Source organism: Crocinitomix algicola (assembly GCF_001661595.2).
GTDB classification, from domain to species: domain Bacteria; phylum Bacteroidota; class Bacteroidia; order Flavobacteriales_D; family Crocinitomicaceae; genus Crocinitomix; species Crocinitomix algicola.
In genome coordinates this window covers 145,354-163,682 of record NZ_LYPF02000004.1, presented here as the reverse complement: position 1 = coordinate 163,682, position 18,329 = coordinate 145,354, and the positions used below count along the sequence as shown (strand labels likewise).

The following is an 18,329-nucleotide window of genomic DNA, read 5'->3' as shown; positions in this document are numbered from 1 at the left end:
ATATTATCTAAAGTAGTTCTGCATCATAGACAATTTGATGAATAGCTGAGCGTATAGCATATTGATATATTCGATTATTAACTGAGGGATGTACACGATTTGACAAAAATACATAGGTCAAATGATTTATTGGATCCATCCAAATACATGTTCCTGTAAAACCAGTATGACCATAAGTTTCTGGAGGAGCACTATCCGCACAACCGTAAGCAGTAGAAGTAAAAGAGGGTTTATTAAACCCTAAACCTCTCCACGAATTAGCTTGAGAAGATGTAAATAAATCAATGGTAGATTTATTCAATATGCGCTCATCGTTATACACTCCCCCATTCAATAGCATCTCTCCTAGGATTGCTAAATCATTAGTTGTAGAGAAAATACCTGCATTGCCTGCAACACCCCCTAAAAGCGCAGCATTTGGATCATGCACATAACCCTGAAGCAATTGCTTGCGCCAAAATCGTTCATTCTCTGTCGGAACAATTTGCTCTTTTGCTGTTCGAATCAAAGGATTGTAGCCTGTATTCCCCATTTCTAAACGATCATACACATCTCGTGTTAATACAAATTCAAATAAATCCTCATCAGCTAAATCGTTTAAGTCAACATTTAATACTCGATTATTTGATCGAATAATATGTTTAAATATTTCGTACAAAACATTCATATTAACATCACTATACCTGTAAGTCTTAGAAGGATCAATCCATAATTCATGCAGTTTTAACCAAATTGAGTCTTTATACTCTTCATCTAGAAATAAATTTTCTGCTACTGGGATGGTGTAGAGAGAATCTTGTTTATCACAATAAAATTTATCGTAACGACCAACTTCTTCATTCGTGTATTGCATATAAGGTAAAACTGGGAAACCTGACGGCAAACCGCTTGTATGAGTAAACAATTCTTGAAAGGTTATATTTCTGAGGGTACTTGGCCGTTTTAAACAATCATCGAGCGAATCAGGAAGGTATTGATAAAGACTATCATTTAATTTAAACAACCCCGCTTCATACAGTCTCATCCCGATCATCGTAGTAGCAACGACTTTTGTCAGTGAAGCAACATCGTATATTGATTCTCCCGTCACTTTTTGCGTTCGTTGGTAGGTATGGTGTCCAAAATTTTTGTCATAAATTATATTCCCGTCTTTCGCAACTAGCACTTGACAACCTGGAAAAGCCCTTCCGTTTATAGCTACGCGGACAGATTTATCAATATTATTCAAAGAGTCTGCACTAATTCCGCAAAATATTGGTGTAGTTCTTGCCAGCTTCTTTTTTGTCGTTTTTATTCCTTCCATTAAACTGTTGGATAAAGGCAGATTACCGTTGAAAGTCATATGCCCAGATAATGCTTGAATAAAGTTAGTTTGATCACCTCCATTTATAGAATCTATTCTTTGATAAACTAATGTTCCAACTGAATCCAATACATTGATATGTTTAACATTAGAAATACAAAACACTATTTCATTCCTATTCGTTAATTTATTCAACTGTTCTACATTGTCCAATGACAACGTATCGGGTATAAAAACAACCAGCTTACCACGTTTCTTTTCTAGTACGGGTATTGTATTCTTAAAATTAAAATCCTCAAATCTAATTCTATCCCCCTGCTTGATTTTAGCATTAATACTTAATTGCGAGCTTCCCAAAATTTTATATCCCGGAGACAATGGTATTAGACTATTTTTGTCCCTCAAAAGGGAATGTGAATTGTGAATTAAATTTTGTGCAGTAAATAGCTTTAGCTCTTCTGGACTTTTTAATTCCAAAGTATCTTCAAAAGTTCTTTTATACGAAAGAATTTTTTTCGTGCTTTTTATAAACTTTTCTTTATCAAAATTTGACTTTTTCCATTGGGTATATGGGATATCTTTCAAATTAAAATGACGGGCATCAATTCGTACAACATCAGCACCATTATTAATTAGTTGATTTATTTTTTGAGGTTTTGATTTTACAAAAAATAAACCTTGGTAATTATAAATCGATTTTACAGCATTTAAGTCTACAGTATCAAGGTAATTTAATTCTAGATTGAGATGATGATTTGAACGCCTTACCGACTTCAAAAATCGACTGTAGTGTTCATTAAAATGCGAATCAGAATAATTGGCTACAATAAATTCATGTTTCTTTTTATTTTCCCAGTTATTGAGCCAGTTATAAAAAGTATCTGTCTTTTTAATATCTTCAAAATGAATAAAAGATATGCGGTCTTTCTCAAAAACTTTGTTTAAATTATGGTCTTTGTTTTTTTCTGAGGATAACCAATAGGCGTAAGGCGAAATGTTTAGGTAATCAAAATAACTAACCTCAATAAACGGTTGAATAATGTCCAGTTTTTCTAATTTATTTCGAAATACGGTTATGCTATCAACATCCCAATCTTTAAAATGAAGCCCCCCAGGCTGTTTAAGAGCAACCCAATTAATGAGACTATCTAAATTATTTTGAAAAGCTGCTGGAAACTCAAGGATAAAGTGCTGGAAATATTGTTTTTCCTCATCCAAAACACCAAACAAACTATCTACGATTGGATTATTATCATTTTGTGTTTCATCTTTAAGTTGTGTCTCGACGGTTTTATCTGTACAGCTAAAAAGGAGCAACAATAAAAACAGGTAAGAATAGGGTTTCATTGACGAATGATTTCAACAAATGTAATGAAAGAATTGAATCAACGCAGCACAGTAATTATACCTTCAAACTCGTGCACTTTAAATTCTTGATCTGCAACTTTCGCTTTATAGACGTATACACCATCAGCTACGAACTCATCTTTATACATACCATCCCATTGAAAGTAACGATCATTTGTATAATAAATCAATTCACCCCAACGGTTAAAGATATGAAACTCAAAATCGGTCGCTCCAATTATACTGACACCATAACTATTATTAAATCTACCATCAGCAGGGGTAAATGCATTAGGCGCATAAAAGAAAAACTCAGGCTTAATATAAATTGGTTTTGTAATGGTATCAGAGCAACCAATTTCATTATACGCAATTAGAGTTACATCGTACCAACCAGCAGGCCTATAAATTACGGTTGGCGAATGCTCTGATGAAGATTCTCCATTCCCTAAATCCCAATCCCAAGACACCCCATCAACTGAGGTATTTCTAAAGGAAACTCTTAATCCTTCCATTGGATTTCTCGTTAAAACATCGAAATTAGCAATAGGTTGAATGACTTCAACTGTTGTCGTACCTTTTATATCGTAGGTATGACATGCGTCTTCTACCGAAACAGTGTATGAAGTTGTTTCATAGGGTGCAACTGTAATACTTGAAGTTGTTTCCCCAGAATGCAGCCAATAATACGTGTAATCACCAAGTCCTTCAGTTGCTATCACATAAATTTCAGTAGAATCTCCAGGGCAAATAACTTGATCTGGACTCATTTCTAACTCTAAGACTGAAGCTTCTACCGTGATGGTAACCTCCTTTGTTACAACATTTCCGCATCCATCCGTAACGATTATTGTATACGTTGTGGTAACCATAGGAGAGACATTAACAAATGTTCCTGTTCCAATTAATTCTTCATTCGCATACCACTCATAGGCATAGCTACCTTCTCCTCCAAAAGGTTCTGCATAGAGAACATTTGGAGTATTTGGACACAATACGGATGTATCGGGCGAAGTGTTAACACCTAATGGAGGATAATCTGGAACAAACACGGTACCAAATGTGATTACAGGCTCGCCAATACACTCATCATTAACCGTGACTCCGTAAATAGCTGTAAACTCCGGAGTAATGGTTATTGTTGGTTCAGAACCTCCTATACTCCAATCATACGTATATTCAGGTAAGCCACCTGAAACCACGACTTCCAATTCCACCTCATCTCCTGGGCAATAAACTTCTTTATTTTCGACACTTATCTCAAGCGGATCAACATCTCTTATCGCCATATCTATGCTTACAAAATTATCTTCACCACAAGGGTCAGGATGATTCAATTCTATTTTCAAGTCTTCAGTACCTTCGTCGAGTTCATCCAAAAACGCATCAAACGAAAAAGTAACTGTTGAAACTCCTGCCGGAAAAAACACATTGTCTGGAATTTCGCTAAAATCAACACCTTCCGTTGCTGAACCAGTTACAACCACAGGAATATTAAGCGACTCAGAATAATAAGATCTTTTAACCGTAACAGTTGCAGTTTCACACCCTTCCGCCATCGTCGTACCATCACCAAAACCATCAAGATCAAGACTTGCACTCATTTCAAGCGGGGCATAACTCGCTAAACTATTTGCTTCGAGAAAGATTCCAGAATCATAAATTTCGTCACCTGCATCTGCTATAGCAATTCTTAAATGATACGTTTCTCCACATTGCACTTCGGCCACAGCTTCCATCACTGTAGTAAACCCATCGTATTGAATATAAAACTCGCTTGAAGCAAAAGGGTCTTCATCGCCGGTTCCATTTTCAATATAAAATTCACAGTTTTGACAAGGACCTGAGTTGGTTGGTCCGTTATTAATATTATCAATCGAAACTGGTCCACCACCACCTGGGATTTGTGCCATATTATATGTTCCTCCGAAGCCCGGTCCTGATATAAAAAAAGCAAAAACATCGTTATATCCTTCTCCAACAAATTCGGGGTATTCATCCGACCCAAATACATATCGAAATCGAACCGTATCACTGAGCGGAACAAAATCAAATTCTAAGATTGCAGCATTTTCTGTTTCTACTCCAGCAATTGAGGTTAAAGCACCATACCCTGGTTGTCCATTAGCCTTTCCAGCTGAACCGGTATCATTTGGACCAAAGGGTCCTCTTTGTTCGCCACCCAATCCACCAACTTCATTTTTAACCGTACCCGTAGTTAAAATAATCCCGCTATTCAACCCAAGGTTGGTACTTGCACCATTGAACGAACCGATTGCTTCAGCATCACCCGTATAAGTCACACCAGAAACGGTTACCCCGTCACCAACTAAAACAGACTCAACAAGTTCGGCAGGACTAAGTGCCGTTGACGTGGTTAACTGCGCAAAACCCATCGTTCCAACGCTAAACGAAGTTAGGACTATTAAGATGAGTTTGAAATTTTTCATATAACATTTCGGCGCTTAAAATTACGTCCAAATTTGTTCATCCAAATTTAAGTAATCCATGCGTAAGTATAACGTTTTCAAAACCTAAATAGTTGTTAAAAACTCAAAAAAAAGAGTAACATGTAGGTCTGATTGATTAAAATAGTGGAATTAGTTGCATAAGACATCGAATTAATTGAATATACCGTTAACTTTGTGAGCCAACCGTGGGATTAAGAGATAAAATAAAAACCTATTTTGATCGGTCGCGTGAAAAACACAAATTAACCTTCATCGACGATAGCACTTATCAAGAAAAGTGGAGTTTTCGTGTTTCTTCATTTAACCTCATTTCTTTGCTCGGATTATATACAATTATCATTATTGTAGCTTTATTTTCGTTGGTAAAATACACCGGTTTAAAATCAGTTTTTACAGGAAATAATGCATATGAAAATGAAATAGCACTTCATTCGAATCGTAAGTTGATTGACTCTCTATACGCTACTACTCGAGCAAATGAAATCTACCTGAATGACTTGCGAGAAATATTAAATGGAGGAATGTTTCAAGATAGCTCCTCTAATTTTTTAGGAGATACGTTGGAAAATTATACTCCGGACTTTTCAAAAAATGAATCTGACTCAATACTAAGAGCAAAAATTGAATCCAATTTAGCAGCAGGAATTTCAAATCATCAAACAGCAACCTCACTAGATTTTTTCTTTACTCCTGTTAATGGACTTGTTTCTCATTCGTTTGATAAAGAAAAAGGTCATTTTGGAGTTGACATTGTAACGCTAGCTGATGAGCCTATCAAAGCTTGTTTGGAGGGTAGAATCGTTTTAACGGGTTGGACCCAAGCAGAAGGACAAATTGTAGTAATCCAACACCGCGGTGATTTATTGACTATCTACAAGCATTGTTCGAGTATTCTAAAAAAACGAGGGGACTTTGTTCAAACCGGTGACCCTGTGGCAATTGTAGGGAATTCTGGTGAACTTACGTCAGGTCCTCATTTACATTTTGAAATGTGGAAAAATGGTCAAGTTTTAGATCCTGAAGAGTACATTTCATTTAAGTAAACTTCATTTAACAGATTTTTTGGTACAATTGTCCTGGTCAATCCGTCCATTTGGTTTGGATTCATTACATTTGTCCCTGAAAAATTTCTTTACATAAATGTGGTTTAAGCTTTCCCAATTTATTCTTCGAAACAGAATTCTAATTCTGAGTATAATACTAAGTATTACTGTATATCTCGGCTATTTCGCTGTGACAAATTTAAAGGTGGACAATACTTACGGTACGATGTTGCCGAAAGATTCGAAACCCAAACAAGATTATGAATTGCTAAAAAAGTCTTTCGGGGGTAACGAATCATTGCTGATTTTTGCGATCAACACCGAAGATTTGTACAAAAAAGAAAAATTCTTAGCGTGGTACGATTTTGGCCAACGAGTTGCGGCTTTTGATGCTGTCGATTCTGTCTTATCCGAAGCTCATATTTATCAGGTTGGGAAAGATCGTAAAGAGAAAACATTTTTCTTTGATCGTATCATTAATTCTAGACCGGAAACTCAACGTGAAATCGATAGTTTAAAGATTATTATTCGCGGGAATCCTTTGTATGAAGGAATTTTATACAACCCTGAAACTAACGCATCCATTATGATGGTTTTCATCAATGAAGAAATCATGCGTGACATGCAAAAAGCGAATGTACTATTTGATATCGAAGCTATCGGTAAAGAATATGAAGCTACATTAGGAGAAATTCGAGTGTCAGGTATGCCGCACATTCGTGTAGCAGTTGGTGAAAAATTAAAAGGTGAATTAGGACTTTTTATCGGTCTTTCAATTGGCGTAACGTCTTTATTATTATTTATCTTCTTTAGGTCGATAAAAATTGTTGTGATCGCAAACGTTGTTGTTTTTGTTGGCGTGATTTGGTCTTTGGGAAGTATTGGGGCGTTAAATTATCAATTATCCATTTTAATGGTGCTTATCCCACCATTAATCATTGTAATTAGCATTCCAAACTGTATCTTTTTGATTAATAAATTTCATCAAGAAATCAAAAACCATGGAAACAAAGCAAAAGCATTATCTCGTGTTATACAAAAAATAGGTAACGCAACATTTCTCACAAATTTAACTACTGCTCTTGGTTTTTCTACATTCATTTTTACGAATAGCGAGCGACTTTCTGAATTTGGGATTATTGCTTCTATGAACATCTTATTTGTATTTGTTCTTTCGATCACCATCCTTCCGATTATTTTGAGTTATTCAAAAATTCCAAAAAATAAACATTTAAAACATCTTGAAAAACAATGGTTGCACTATACTGTTGAAAAACTAGAAAATTTAACTCTAAATAAAAGAAAGTGGGTGTTTGTTGGATCGATAATCGTGATCATTATCGCGGCCATTGGAACGCTACAAATCAAAGCAACCGGTAATATAACAGGTGATTTACCTCAGCATGACCCTATAACCAATGATTTACATTTTATTGAGGACAATTTTGGTGGTTCCATCCCTTTCGATATCTTGCTCAATACGAAAAAGAAAAACACATTCTTTAATCGTTTCGAAGAAATTGAAAACGCTCAAAACTATCTGGCTTCTTACGGTCAATTTTCCAAGTCCTTATCCATTACAGATGCCATTAAGCTTGCGAACATGGCCTTTAGCAATGGAAATCCAGAAAAATTTGAAATTCCTTCGTTATCAAAATTAAATTTAATTAGTGATTATGTAGAGAACACTGCCGGAGATGCATCAGCAACTAATGGTTTTCTAGATAGCACGCAATTAATTACTAGAATTACTACTCAAATTAGAGATTTAGGTTCCTATGAAATCCAGGAAATAATTGATAGCATGCGTCCAGGTTTTGTTGAACGTATTAACCCGTTGAAACCCTATACTGACAGTATTTTTGCTGTTATTAAAACTCAATCTGGCAAAGAAAAAAACAAAAGTTTATCTGCTTTATATGCCAAAAGTGATGTTATTTATTATGACCTGAAAAAAATGTACACTGGCAACAACAGTAGGCTATTAGAAGAGTTTAATGATAACCCTGCATTATTTTACCCCTATCATCAAGAAGAAAGTTTTAACGATAGTTTGAAAAAAGCAATTGAATTAAATGAATGGGGCGTAACGTTTACTGGAACATCAGTGGTTGCTTCTAATGGAACGCAGTACCTTGTTGTCAATCTTGTAATATCACTTGCTATAGCTATTGTTATGATTGGAATTTTAATGTCTATTCTTTTCCGATCATGGCGAATGGTTTTAGTCTCACTCGTACCTAATTTCATTCCATTATTATTTACGGCTGGAATTATGGGGTATGCTGGAATTCCAATCAAACCATCCACATTATTAGTTTTTAGCATTGCTTTTGGTATATCAGTAGATGACACGATTCACTTTTTAGCAAAGTTTAGACAAGAATTAAAACTTCATGAACATGATTTAAGAAAGTGTATTCTTTCTGCACTTAGAGAGACAGGAACAAGTATGATTTACACTTCTATTGTTTTGTTCTTTGGATTTTTAATGTTCGCATTTTCTCAGTTTGGTGGAACAAAAGCGTTGGGTGTTCTTGTATCGCTCACCCTTTTAGTTGCGATGTGCGCTAACCTTTTAATTTTACCAAGCCTCTTGCTTTGGATGGAGAAAAAAATTAGTAACAAGGCACTAGCCGAACCACTTTTTCAGCTTTATGATGAAGAAGAAGACATTGAACTAGATGAACTTGAAATCGAACAAAATGAAGGTTAAGTTGTTCTTGAAATCTAATTAAAATGGCAAGATGGAAGATTTAATTTCCAAGTATCAAAAATATATAGAGCGCGCAGTAAGCGACTATGTTTTTCCGCAAGAACCTCAGACGCTGTATGACCCCTTGAGGTATTTTATGCAAATTGGAGGTAAACGTATGCGCCCTATTTTAGCATTAATGGCTTGCGAAATGTTTTCAGCTGATTTTAAGAAAGCAAAAAACGCCGCAATTGCTGTTGAATTATTTCATAACTTTTCATTAATTCATGACGATATCATGGATGCCGCTCCACTGAGAAGAGGAAAAACTACCGTTCATGAAAAATGGAACACTAACGTTGCTATTTTAAGTGGTGATGCATTACTTATTGAAGCTTATAAAGCAATTGCTAATCACGATTCAAAAGTTGTAGGTGAAATTCTTCCATTATTTAATAAAACAGCAACCGAAGTATGTGAAGGGCAGCAATTGGATATGGATTTTGAAGAAAAGTCGATAGTCTCTGTGGCGGACTATATTAATATGATTGCTTTCAAAACTGCCGTGTTATTGGGGTGTAGTTTAAAAATGGGCGCTATAGTGGGTGGTGCAAATAATAATGATGCACAAGACTTGTATGATTTTGGACTTAATCTTGGAATTGCCTTTCAAATTCAAGATGATATCTTGGATGTTTATGCAGATCAAGATAAATTTGGGAAACAAGTGGGAGGTGACATCATCTCCAATAAAAAAACCTATTTACTCCTCACCGCTTTAAATGAGAGTAATCCTGAACAATATACACGACTTGAACAACTTCTCTTAGAAAAGGATCTAAAAATAAAAGTTGCTGGAGTTAAAGCTATTTATGAAGAATTAAATATTCGTGAAAAAGCGAATAGAAAAATGGAAGAGTATCATGAAAAGGCAATGCAAAATTTAAGTAGAATTGCTGTTACAGCTGAACATAAACGTCCTTTAAAATCACTCGCAGGATTCCTTTTAGGTCGTGATCATTAATTTGATGGGAATAACTTACAATTGATCCATGTCTCATCTAAATGAGCCGCTTGCTTTTTATAGAAATTAATCGCTGGTGTATTCCAATCTAGTACTTGCCATTCAAACCTTCTCACGTTGCGTTCTTTGGCAATTTCATAGACTGAATTAAAAAGCATTTCACCTATTCCCTTTCTTCGATGTTTTTCTGTAACAAGAAAATCTTCTAAATAAAGTGACTTACCTTTCCAGGTTGAATAGCTCGTATAAAACAAAGCAAAGCCTATCACTTTCCCGTCCAAATCAGCAACAATACAATCAAAAACTTTATTCGGACCAAAACCATCCAATTCCAACTCATCTTTTGTAACTACAACCTCATCTCCCGCTTTCTCATAATCCGCTAGCTCTTGTATTAAACCAAGAACAGCCTCCATATCCTCTTTTCGTGCATTTCGAATACTGACTCCCATCTTAATATAACTATTGCGCTAAATTAAATCTTAATGCTATTCCTGCACTTGTATTAGCAGTATTAAATGCAGTAGACAATTGTGGTTTATTTACAACTCGATCAAAGTAAAGCGCAACATTTAAGTTTGGTCCTACATTATAATCTACACGAGACTTAATTGAATACATGTTCTGACCGGATGTAATTTGGAAATTATCTTCTATAATATTTCTATTTAATGCGATGTTATTTCGTATAGATAAATCAAATCGAATGTTTAAATCACTTTCCGGTCGTTTACCCATTATTTCAAATGGTAATTTAACTTTTGAGAATTTATAACCAGATCCAATTACCCATTCTTTTCCTCTCATTTCCGTAATTTGCTGATTCGTTACCGAAAGTGCTAATGAACGATCTCTTTTGTACTCAAATTTTGTAATTAAACCATTTTCCCCAACAATCCATGTTGCGTCCACTCCCAAAAATGGTGAAAATTGCTCTGTAATAGTGACGCTGTTAACTTGATCGCCTGCAATGAAGTTATTCGAAGCATCCCTTAATTGATTCCCTTCAAAGTCAAATGCTCCGAGATTAGTTTGGAAATTTGAGATTGAAACCGTTGAACGATAAGCATGAGATATAGAGAAATTTCGAACATAATCCTTCATAAAATCCATCTTAGAAAGTCCATCATAGCGAATATCCCAATTCGGTAAAGGAATAGCTTTAAAGATATCATAAAATTTATCTCCTGACCCTAGACCTGTATATGCTGCCAAGAAAGATCCTATTAATACATCTTGTTGATTCCCATTAAAACCATCATAATATCCATTATCTTGTAATGTGGTCCCAGCAGCTTCACCTAATTGTTTCGAAACATCTCGACGCATCGCTCTTAATTCATTAAACACTGGCGAGGTTTGATTTGTGTCTATCTTTTGAAAGGCCGTTTTCCACGTAATCGTTGTATAATTCAGAGACCCTCCATTTACCCTATTCTGATATTCCCAATCTCCTAATTCCGTATCTCCAGGTGAAACCAATGTATCATTGTATCGATAATAACTATTTTCATTATTTGTGTATTTGCGATCAATCGTTACATTAATTCTTAAATCTTTAAATGGTTCAAAAGTTGCCCGAGCATTATAGGTTTGCGTATGCGAAACCGTGTGCATAATGTTTAAATTTGAATTGGCTACTAACCATTCATTATTGGCTGCAAAAGGCGCAAACGCATCATATTCTCCCCATGCATTCGTAGTTTGTCCCCATAAGTTTCTATTCTGCTGACCGGCTACAAAAGCGAACGACGGAGCTCCGAAATTATTCATTCCCAAAATACTCGTTTCTTGAGCAAAACCAGGTAACATCATTCCATCATTTTCCGAATAAGTAATATTCAAGTTACGGAAGGACATAATCAGGCGACCAGTAGTTTTCCAAACAGGATGAATTCCTTCTCTTTTCTTCTTTTTCTTCTTGCCATCTTCTTCTTCATCCTCTTCTCCTTCTTGATCACCCTCAGTTTTCTTGTTTTTATCTCGCTGATTTTGTTGATTTCGGTCAACTTGTTGACGGCCTCCGCGACCACCTGCCCCTCCTCTGTCAGTATTTATTTTTCTAAAAAAGTCAATTTTATTATACAATGTCACCATGTTAACTTGACCATTCACCGTAAAGTTTCTAGAATTTTGAACAGTGTGACCAATTTCTGGTAACGCTAATGGTGCTCGTGCCCAATCAAAACTACTTCTCAGCTTGACATTTGCTGTTAGCCAATCTGTTAATGGTAACTTATCCAATGGTACTTTATACGAAAAATCATAACTGTGTCCGTAATTCATAGTATAGCCACCGAATTTAATCGAATCCCCATCAAAAGGGTCAAGTGCACTTCGGATATACTTCTTGAAATCCTGATAGTTTTCATAAGCGTTTAAATCCGAATCTTGAGTTGCATTTCCATCTATAATTCCATCCGGCTCAAGAATTATAGCACTATTATTGGCGACAAATGAAAATTTAATATTCTTGGAAAGATCATATTTAAAATCATAATTTCTGTTCCATGTAAAGTTTTTAAGATATGTTGGGCGAAAGATAAAGGTCGTATCCAGTGCATTTCTATTTTGTCTTTCGTTATACATCCTTGTTACTTCGGTACCAAAACCAAGTGCTTTGGGACCTACATAAAAATTAAAATCTCTTAATAGCCCAAACCATTTTGATTTTTTGAAAAATGCGACATCCTTGAATGGCTCAACCAATAATGGTTTTTTAGAGAAAGTGTAATTCAAACCACCACGATAAGTTTTCGTTACATCATGATCGGTATTGATATCTCTCATATAAAGTTCATTATAAGAATAACTTCCTGACCAATTTTCAATATCCCAAAGTCTATTTTCTTTTCCTGGTTTTCGTTCTTTACGGACATTCGTAAAATTATAAGACCTCCTCGTTGTGACATCACGCGATTGTTGTGAACGGATTCTTCTGGTTTCCAAATCGTAATTCGACAATTTCACATCAGGAGACAATAAGTCGTATTCGGGTTCTATTATCGACGTAGAATAACCGGCATAAAAGGGAACTTGCAACCTTAATTTATCTCCAAAAAATTGTCCCAATTCCACATTCGTAGAAACATCAAATCCCATATGAGTTTCTCGCTGTCTTTCGCTTACTTTTTTCTCAATACTACCCCATCCAGGCGTAGAATAATTACCTGATAAATTGACATTAGCAAAATCTGCCAATTGCATATTTACACGAGCAGTAGATGCCCAACCACCCGATTGATCAAAATCTGTTAATCTTAATTCGTTGGCCCATACTTCGGCACATTTTTCTTGTCCATCTTCTGCATACTGCCAAGGGTGTTCTGTATCTGCGCCAGGATTTCGAACACCAATCATAATGGTTTTCATTCCTTGGAGATTTGGATTTCCTCTAACTTTTATCCTAGCAATTGCTCCTTCATCGTTTGGAGGCAAATTACGTACATACTCCAATTCTGTCGGTATTGCCGGATTAGCATCCCTATCAATCTTAAGGTTTAGTAAAGAGTCAAATACTATCTCTAGATTATTTGCATTCGGCCATATTATATCAGCGTTATTTGTTGAAGCCGTCGTTCCCCAAGGGGTGACTTTTAACGGTAATTCATACTCGTAATAATTCTCGTTAAAATCGGTTCCTAAACGGATAAATATAGTCAATTGATCGTCCTGTAAATCTGTTTCAACCCAGCCTGCCCTATTTTGCTGTTCGGCATGTGCAAACATTTTTAACTTCTTGTAAGACCTAACATCAAACTCAACATTTTTATAAGATGCTCGCGCTTCACCATCTTTGAGTCCGCAAATCTCAAGTGAAAGTGACTGTTCATTCAATTGTCGCGTATTTATAGAACCATTATCTAGTTCTCGGATAATACCAGGCGGTAATACATACCCAACAGGTTCTTTTCCTTCATTCTCTTCGAGGTTTACAGCCGCTAGGTTAAACTCAGTTGAGTTTGGATCGTCTTGGAACCCTTCTCCTGGCTCATTCAAGTTAAACAAATATTTTCTCCATTCTCCCCGTATCAACTCTAATTTTGCAAAACGTAACACCATTTCATGACTACAATTATTTAAGAACATTCTCATAAAACGAATTGATCTAAAATCAGAAATTCCATTGATAATTGACTCAGGACTTTCGATAGGAATTTTAAACTGATACCATTTCTCAGTTTTACCATCTTCATTAACATCAACTATTTGTTCATTGGTAATGTAATTTCTACCAACTTGCATATCCGATGGTCTTAAACTTACATGATATTGGAAATAACTCTCTGATTCACTTAAGTTATTATCCACATTTAAATCCTCTATATCTGGTGATTGGGTACCTAAAGTTGCATAGCCATCTGCGTTCATTTCTGCAGACTGTTCTGGCGTATTTGAGTTACCTTCCGTTCCATTAAAATATTTATATCTTCTTAAAATATCATACTCTTCTGAATCTGCACGATCACTTCTGAAATACTCAAAATTATCGGATGATGCATCATTAAGAAGTTTATCTTTAGCAATTGCCGATAAACCACTAGAATTTACCCAATTAATGAAAGAAGAAAAATAAGTCGCTTCAGTCGCATCGTCCATCCCGTCAAAACCAACATCTTGAAATGGTCTCGCTGAAGGGTTATTGTCAAATGCATTTACTATTACCTGTTCATTTGAAACCACTGACCATGCCGTGGTATCATAATCGAAAGGGTCATAACTAGGACCACTTGGTAATCCATTTTCAAAACTTTTTCGTGAATCCGGTAGGATGTCCTCAGAAACATTACCAAGATTAAAATATAAGTCCCCACCGTCCAAATTTTCTGTTTGCCCTACCGTGGCATCATCATTGAAAGGATCTAACATCCAAAATTGAATAAACTGAATGTTTGCTGTCTCAAAATTTGTTGTAGTTAAAGCCCTCATGATACCTGCCCATCGTTCTTCAGGGTTGGTGAAACGATCGTTTTCATCAATACTCGAATCATCGGTATCATAATTATACGGCCCTCTTTCAGCTGGATAATACGCTAAATCAAAAGTTCTAATATTGTTAACAGTACCTACTGGAGGTTGTTGCTGTGGAAATAACTCATTTTGTTTGAGCTGTCTCATTTGGGAATTTTCAAGAATTTCCGCATTATCTTTGATGTGATCTGGTGTAGTCGATGCATTTTGATAGAAAACAGTTTCATCAATCATGTACCACGCCAGATGCGCTCGATTTTTACCTGCCTCAACACCTGTTTTGATGGATGCTTCAGGAAACATATCCGGTTGACCTTGAGGAATAGATGCCAGCGCCCAAAGACGTGGATTATTTTTAATATCAATTGCACTTTGACTTCCTTCGAATCCATCGATATAAGAAATTCCCTCTTTACTAATTGCCCTCTGAGTACCTGGGATTAAATAAGCGAACTCTCCATATGCCGTGATTGTTGATTTTTCTTTTGTACTGATTACAGGTAGAAAATCGACTAGTTTTGTCAGGAAAGGAACTTCTGTTCGATAACTTACATCCGTACCTAAAACCGTATTGCTAATCGGCTCGTCTCCAATATTTACTTTCTGAGTTAATGGTTTTTCAGTAAGATTCATAACCGTCGCACCAACATTAAAATCCTTATTTATTTCATAGTTAAAATGGGCACCAACAAGCGATTTTGACTGAAATCCGAAAAGGGAATTACTTTCTAATTGAACCTTAATGGGTGTCTGAGATTCTAGAATTCCTTGGTTTAAAATCTTAACACGTCCTAAATTATAATCGACAGTATAGTCTGTTCCTTCGGTCAATCTTGTTCCTCCAGCAGTTACAATTACACTTCCTTCCGGTACGTTAAGAGCGTTTAAAGAAATTTCTGAACTCACAGAAGATTTATAGCTTCCTTTGATGCTAAATCGATTCTTACTTGGGATTTGCTGTGCGGCTGTTTTAGTTGAATCGTATAATTCTGTAAATGCAATTTTATTAATTTCAATTGATGAAAATGAAGTTTGTTCATCTAATTTTTCGGCTAAGGTTTGTCCAAAAGGTTCAATGGTTGTAAAATACACCCTTCCGGTCCGCGCATCAATTGTTCCACCATTCGTTGCTCGATTACCATCGTAGCTTATCGGAACGAAATCAAAACGCCCGTCAGGAAATGATTGTTGGTTCAAATTCAGACGATCCAAATCCAATTGTTGCATTAACAAAATATCGTCTACTCCTTCGTACGGCAAATAATTGATATTTACACTCTTTTCTGGATTATTATACCAAATATCAAATGTGAAATCTCCTGCACTAACTTGATAAGCACCAATTGAGTATACGTTTTTCATCATCAAGTCCCATGTTTTATTTTTAGGATTGATGATTGTGGGTTTTAATAGCTTTAGTATTAGTGCACTTTTCGAACCCTCTTCCACCGGAACGTCATTTGAAAACTCTCCAACTTGATAAGTTCTACCGTTAAAAGTATATTGATAAGCTACCCCAAGAACCTCATCTTGGTTTAAAGGAGATTTCAAGGATACAAATCCCAGTTTGGCATTGTAGGTATACTCTTGCTCACTTAATTTTCTTGCATTTTCAACTTTTTCATAATGAACAGACTGTGCAAATGGACCAGGAGAACCGGTCACTACGGATAATGCGTTAACTGCATTAGAAAATCCTCTGATATTAGGATCAGTACTAACTGTTTCGTAGAGATTATTGGCGTTATTGCTTGGCAATTCACTACCACCTACAACTAAAGGTCCTCCTTCTAAATTATCAAAATCGGCCTCACCTAAATCCGTAAAAGCAATAATGTTTCGAGTATCTTCAACCCTATTAATTCTGTTGGTTACCCATACTTCTATTTTCGTTATATCAACCTGAGAGTTTACAATTGGCATAGTCTCCATTGCCTCATCGTAATGTTCTCGATGATAATAATTCAAGAAATAATGTTTGTTCGCTTCGTAGTTATCTACTTCTACATCGTAATCCTGAATTTGCGCCCCACCTGACACATTTATCTCTTGTCGTTGCCCTTTTTGCTGCGATAAAATCGTTTGAACCGTCAAACGTCCAAATTTGAGATCTGTACGAATACCAAAAAGACTTTGAGAACCTTGAATTAAGGTTGTATTTAACGGAAGACTTACGTTACCAGCTTCAATTTTTTGAATGATTTCATCCTCATAACCAGTATACTCTATTTTTACCTGATTTTGAAAATTAAACGTCGCTTCAGTATTTTGAGAGATGGTTAGTTTTAACTTATCACCAATTTGACCAACCATATTCAATTGAATCTGTTGTTGAAAGTCAAAAGTTGCAACACGACGCTGACGTTCTGGTAAGGCCGGATTGTCATATCGTGAAACATTTACACCAAAAGACAGTTGTGCGGAACCTTGCGGTCGAATATTAATTTCATCTCCTCCAAAAATTAAATCGAATGCCTCTCCTCCTACTTTTAATGGTGGAATTAAATTTCGTTGTTGTTCATTATCTTCGTTAATTTTTTCTTGGGTATAGTCGTTAAGTGCTTTTTTTCGTTGATATTCTATAAACTCTTGTTGAGTCATTGATGTAGGATAGCGGTAATATTGGTTTCCAATTTTCTGAATCACCTCATAATTACCAGTTTCTGGATTGTAAACAATCTCGGTATTAATGTTACCAGGATCATTTAAATTAATAGGTGATTTTTTCTGATCTGTATAATCATTATAATCGTAGATCGGATAAGGCAATTCTACCTTTGGGGAATCCTCTTCTACATTTTGTGTTAAAATTCCTGCATGCTTGATGGATGAATTACCAAATAATTGGAATGCATATAGGGATATTATGGCTACTAAAAAATGCTTCACTTCTATTAGAGTACCTTTAATGCTTGTTTTATCATTTCCTCAACGGATTGGTCAGCCGTCGCGATTTTATCTAATGCCTTTTGTGCTCTTTTCTTATCAAAGCCTAATGACAATAAAGCAGTTAACGCATCTTTTTGATTTGTATTGTTTACGGTAAAAATATTTTCAGTTTCAAACTCTAGTTTATTTACTTTATCTTTTAAGTCGATTATGACACGTTGAGCAGTTTTCGCTCCTATTCCTTTAATGCTTTTAATCAAATCAACGTCTTCATTTAAGATACCTGCGGCAATTTCATCTGGTGTAAGTGCTGAAAGCATTAAAATTGCTGTATTAGCACCAATTCCCGATACTGAAATTAAATGGTTAAACATTTCTCGCTCCTTAATATCATGAAATCCGTAAAGTGTGTGTGCGTCTTCACGAACTTGAAGTTGAGTGTGTATTTTTATATGCTCATCCTCACCTAATCTTGAAAAGGTATTTAGACTTATTTTTACAAAATATCCAACACCACCACATTCCACCACAATATTTGTAGGCGTTTTTTCAACTAGTCGACCGTTTAAATGTGCTATCATAATGC

8 protein-coding genes are annotated in these 18,329 nt (G+C 35.7%); 3 read left to right on the top strand and 5 right to left on the bottom strand.

Going from position 1 to position 18,329, the window contains the following annotated elements; translation table 11 throughout:
• Positions 1-7: 7 nt before the first annotated feature.
• Together A8143_RS03790 and A8143_RS03785 are read right to left on the bottom strand one after the other, a co-directional pair.
• Complete coding sequence (locus tag A8143_RS03790) at positions 8-2,650, bottom strand: serine hydrolase domain-containing protein (RefSeq protein ID WP_066756514.1); 2,643 nt, start codon at positions 2,648-2,650, stop codon at positions 8-10.
• Positions 2,651-2,688: 38 nt separating this feature from the next.
• Positions 2,689-5,100 (bottom strand): choice-of-anchor L domain-containing protein, encoded by a 2,412-nt coding sequence (locus A8143_RS03785; RefSeq protein WP_066756511.1) that lies wholly within the window; start codon positions 5,098-5,100, stop codon positions 2,689-2,691.
• 206 nt (positions 5,101-5,306) lie between these two features.
• Between A8143_RS03785 and A8143_RS03780 the strand changes: the two genes are divergently transcribed.
• The 3 genes from A8143_RS03780 to A8143_RS03770 all read left to right on the top strand — a co-directional run bounded on the left by A8143_RS03780 (position 5,307) and on the right by A8143_RS03770 (position 9,883).
• The gene (locus tag A8143_RS03780) at positions 5,307-6,164 is read left to right on the top strand and encodes a M23 family metallopeptidase (RefSeq protein ID WP_066756509.1); all 858 of its coding nucleotides are present in this window, start codon (positions 5,307-5,309) and stop codon (positions 6,162-6,164) included.
• A gap of 190 nt (positions 6,165-6,354) precedes the next feature.
• The gene (locus A8143_RS17175) at positions 6,355-8,880 is read left to right on the top strand and encodes an efflux RND transporter permease subunit (protein WP_245676459.1); all 2,526 of its coding nucleotides are present in this window, start codon (positions 6,355-6,357) and stop codon (positions 8,878-8,880) included.
• Between the two features lie 31 nt (positions 8,881-8,911).
• Positions 8,912-9,883, top strand: coding sequence for a polyprenyl synthetase family protein (locus tag A8143_RS03770; protein WP_066756505.1), 972 nt, complete (start codon positions 8,912-8,914; stop codon positions 9,881-9,883).
• On the opposite strand, the gene A8143_RS03765 is transcribed toward A8143_RS03770, so the two are convergent.
• Genes A8143_RS03765 through ruvA form a run of 3 tightly spaced genes read right to left on the bottom strand, consistent with a single transcriptional unit; the run spans position 9,880 to position 18,324 of the window.
• Complete coding sequence (locus A8143_RS03765; protein WP_066756496.1) at positions 9,880-10,335, bottom strand: GNAT family N-acetyltransferase; 456 nt, start codon at positions 10,333-10,335, stop codon at positions 9,880-9,882. The two genes, A8143_RS03770 and A8143_RS03765, sit on opposite strands and share 4 nt — an antisense overlap.
• A gap of 10 nt (positions 10,336-10,345) precedes the next feature.
• Positions 10,346-17,743, bottom strand: coding sequence for a T9SS outer membrane translocon Sov/SprA (gene sov / locus A8143_RS03760; protein WP_066756493.1), 7,398 nt, complete (start codon positions 17,741-17,743; stop codon positions 10,346-10,348).
• A 5-nt stretch (positions 17,744-17,748) separates the two neighbouring features.
• Entirely contained in the window at positions 17,749-18,324 is a 576-nt protein-coding gene (gene ruvA / locus A8143_RS03755) for a Holliday junction branch migration protein RuvA (RefSeq protein WP_066756490.1), read from the bottom strand.
• Between the last annotated feature and the right edge of the window lie 5 nt (positions 18,325-18,329).

What these genes read in the sequence shown, in the direction of transcription:
- A8143_RS03790 (WP_066756514.1), bottom strand. Translation starts at nt 2,650, where the DNA reads ATGAAACCCTATTCTTACCTGTTTTTATTGTTGCTCCTTTTTAGCTGT.
- A8143_RS03785 (WP_066756511.1), bottom strand. Translation starts at nt 5,100, where the DNA reads ATGAAAAATTTCAAACTCATCTTAATAGTCCTAACTTCGTTTAGCGTT.
- A8143_RS03770 (WP_066756505.1), top strand. Translation starts at nt 8,912, where the DNA reads ATGGAAGATTTAATTTCCAAGTATCAAAAATATATAGAGCGCGCAGTA.
- A8143_RS03765 (WP_066756496.1), bottom strand. Translation starts at nt 10,335, where the DNA reads ATGGGAGTCAGTATTCGAAATGCACGAAAAGAGGATATGGAGGCTGTT.
- ruvA (WP_066756490.1), bottom strand. Translation starts at nt 18,324, where the DNA reads ATGATAGCACATTTAAACGGTCGACTAGTTGAAAAAACGCCTACAAAT.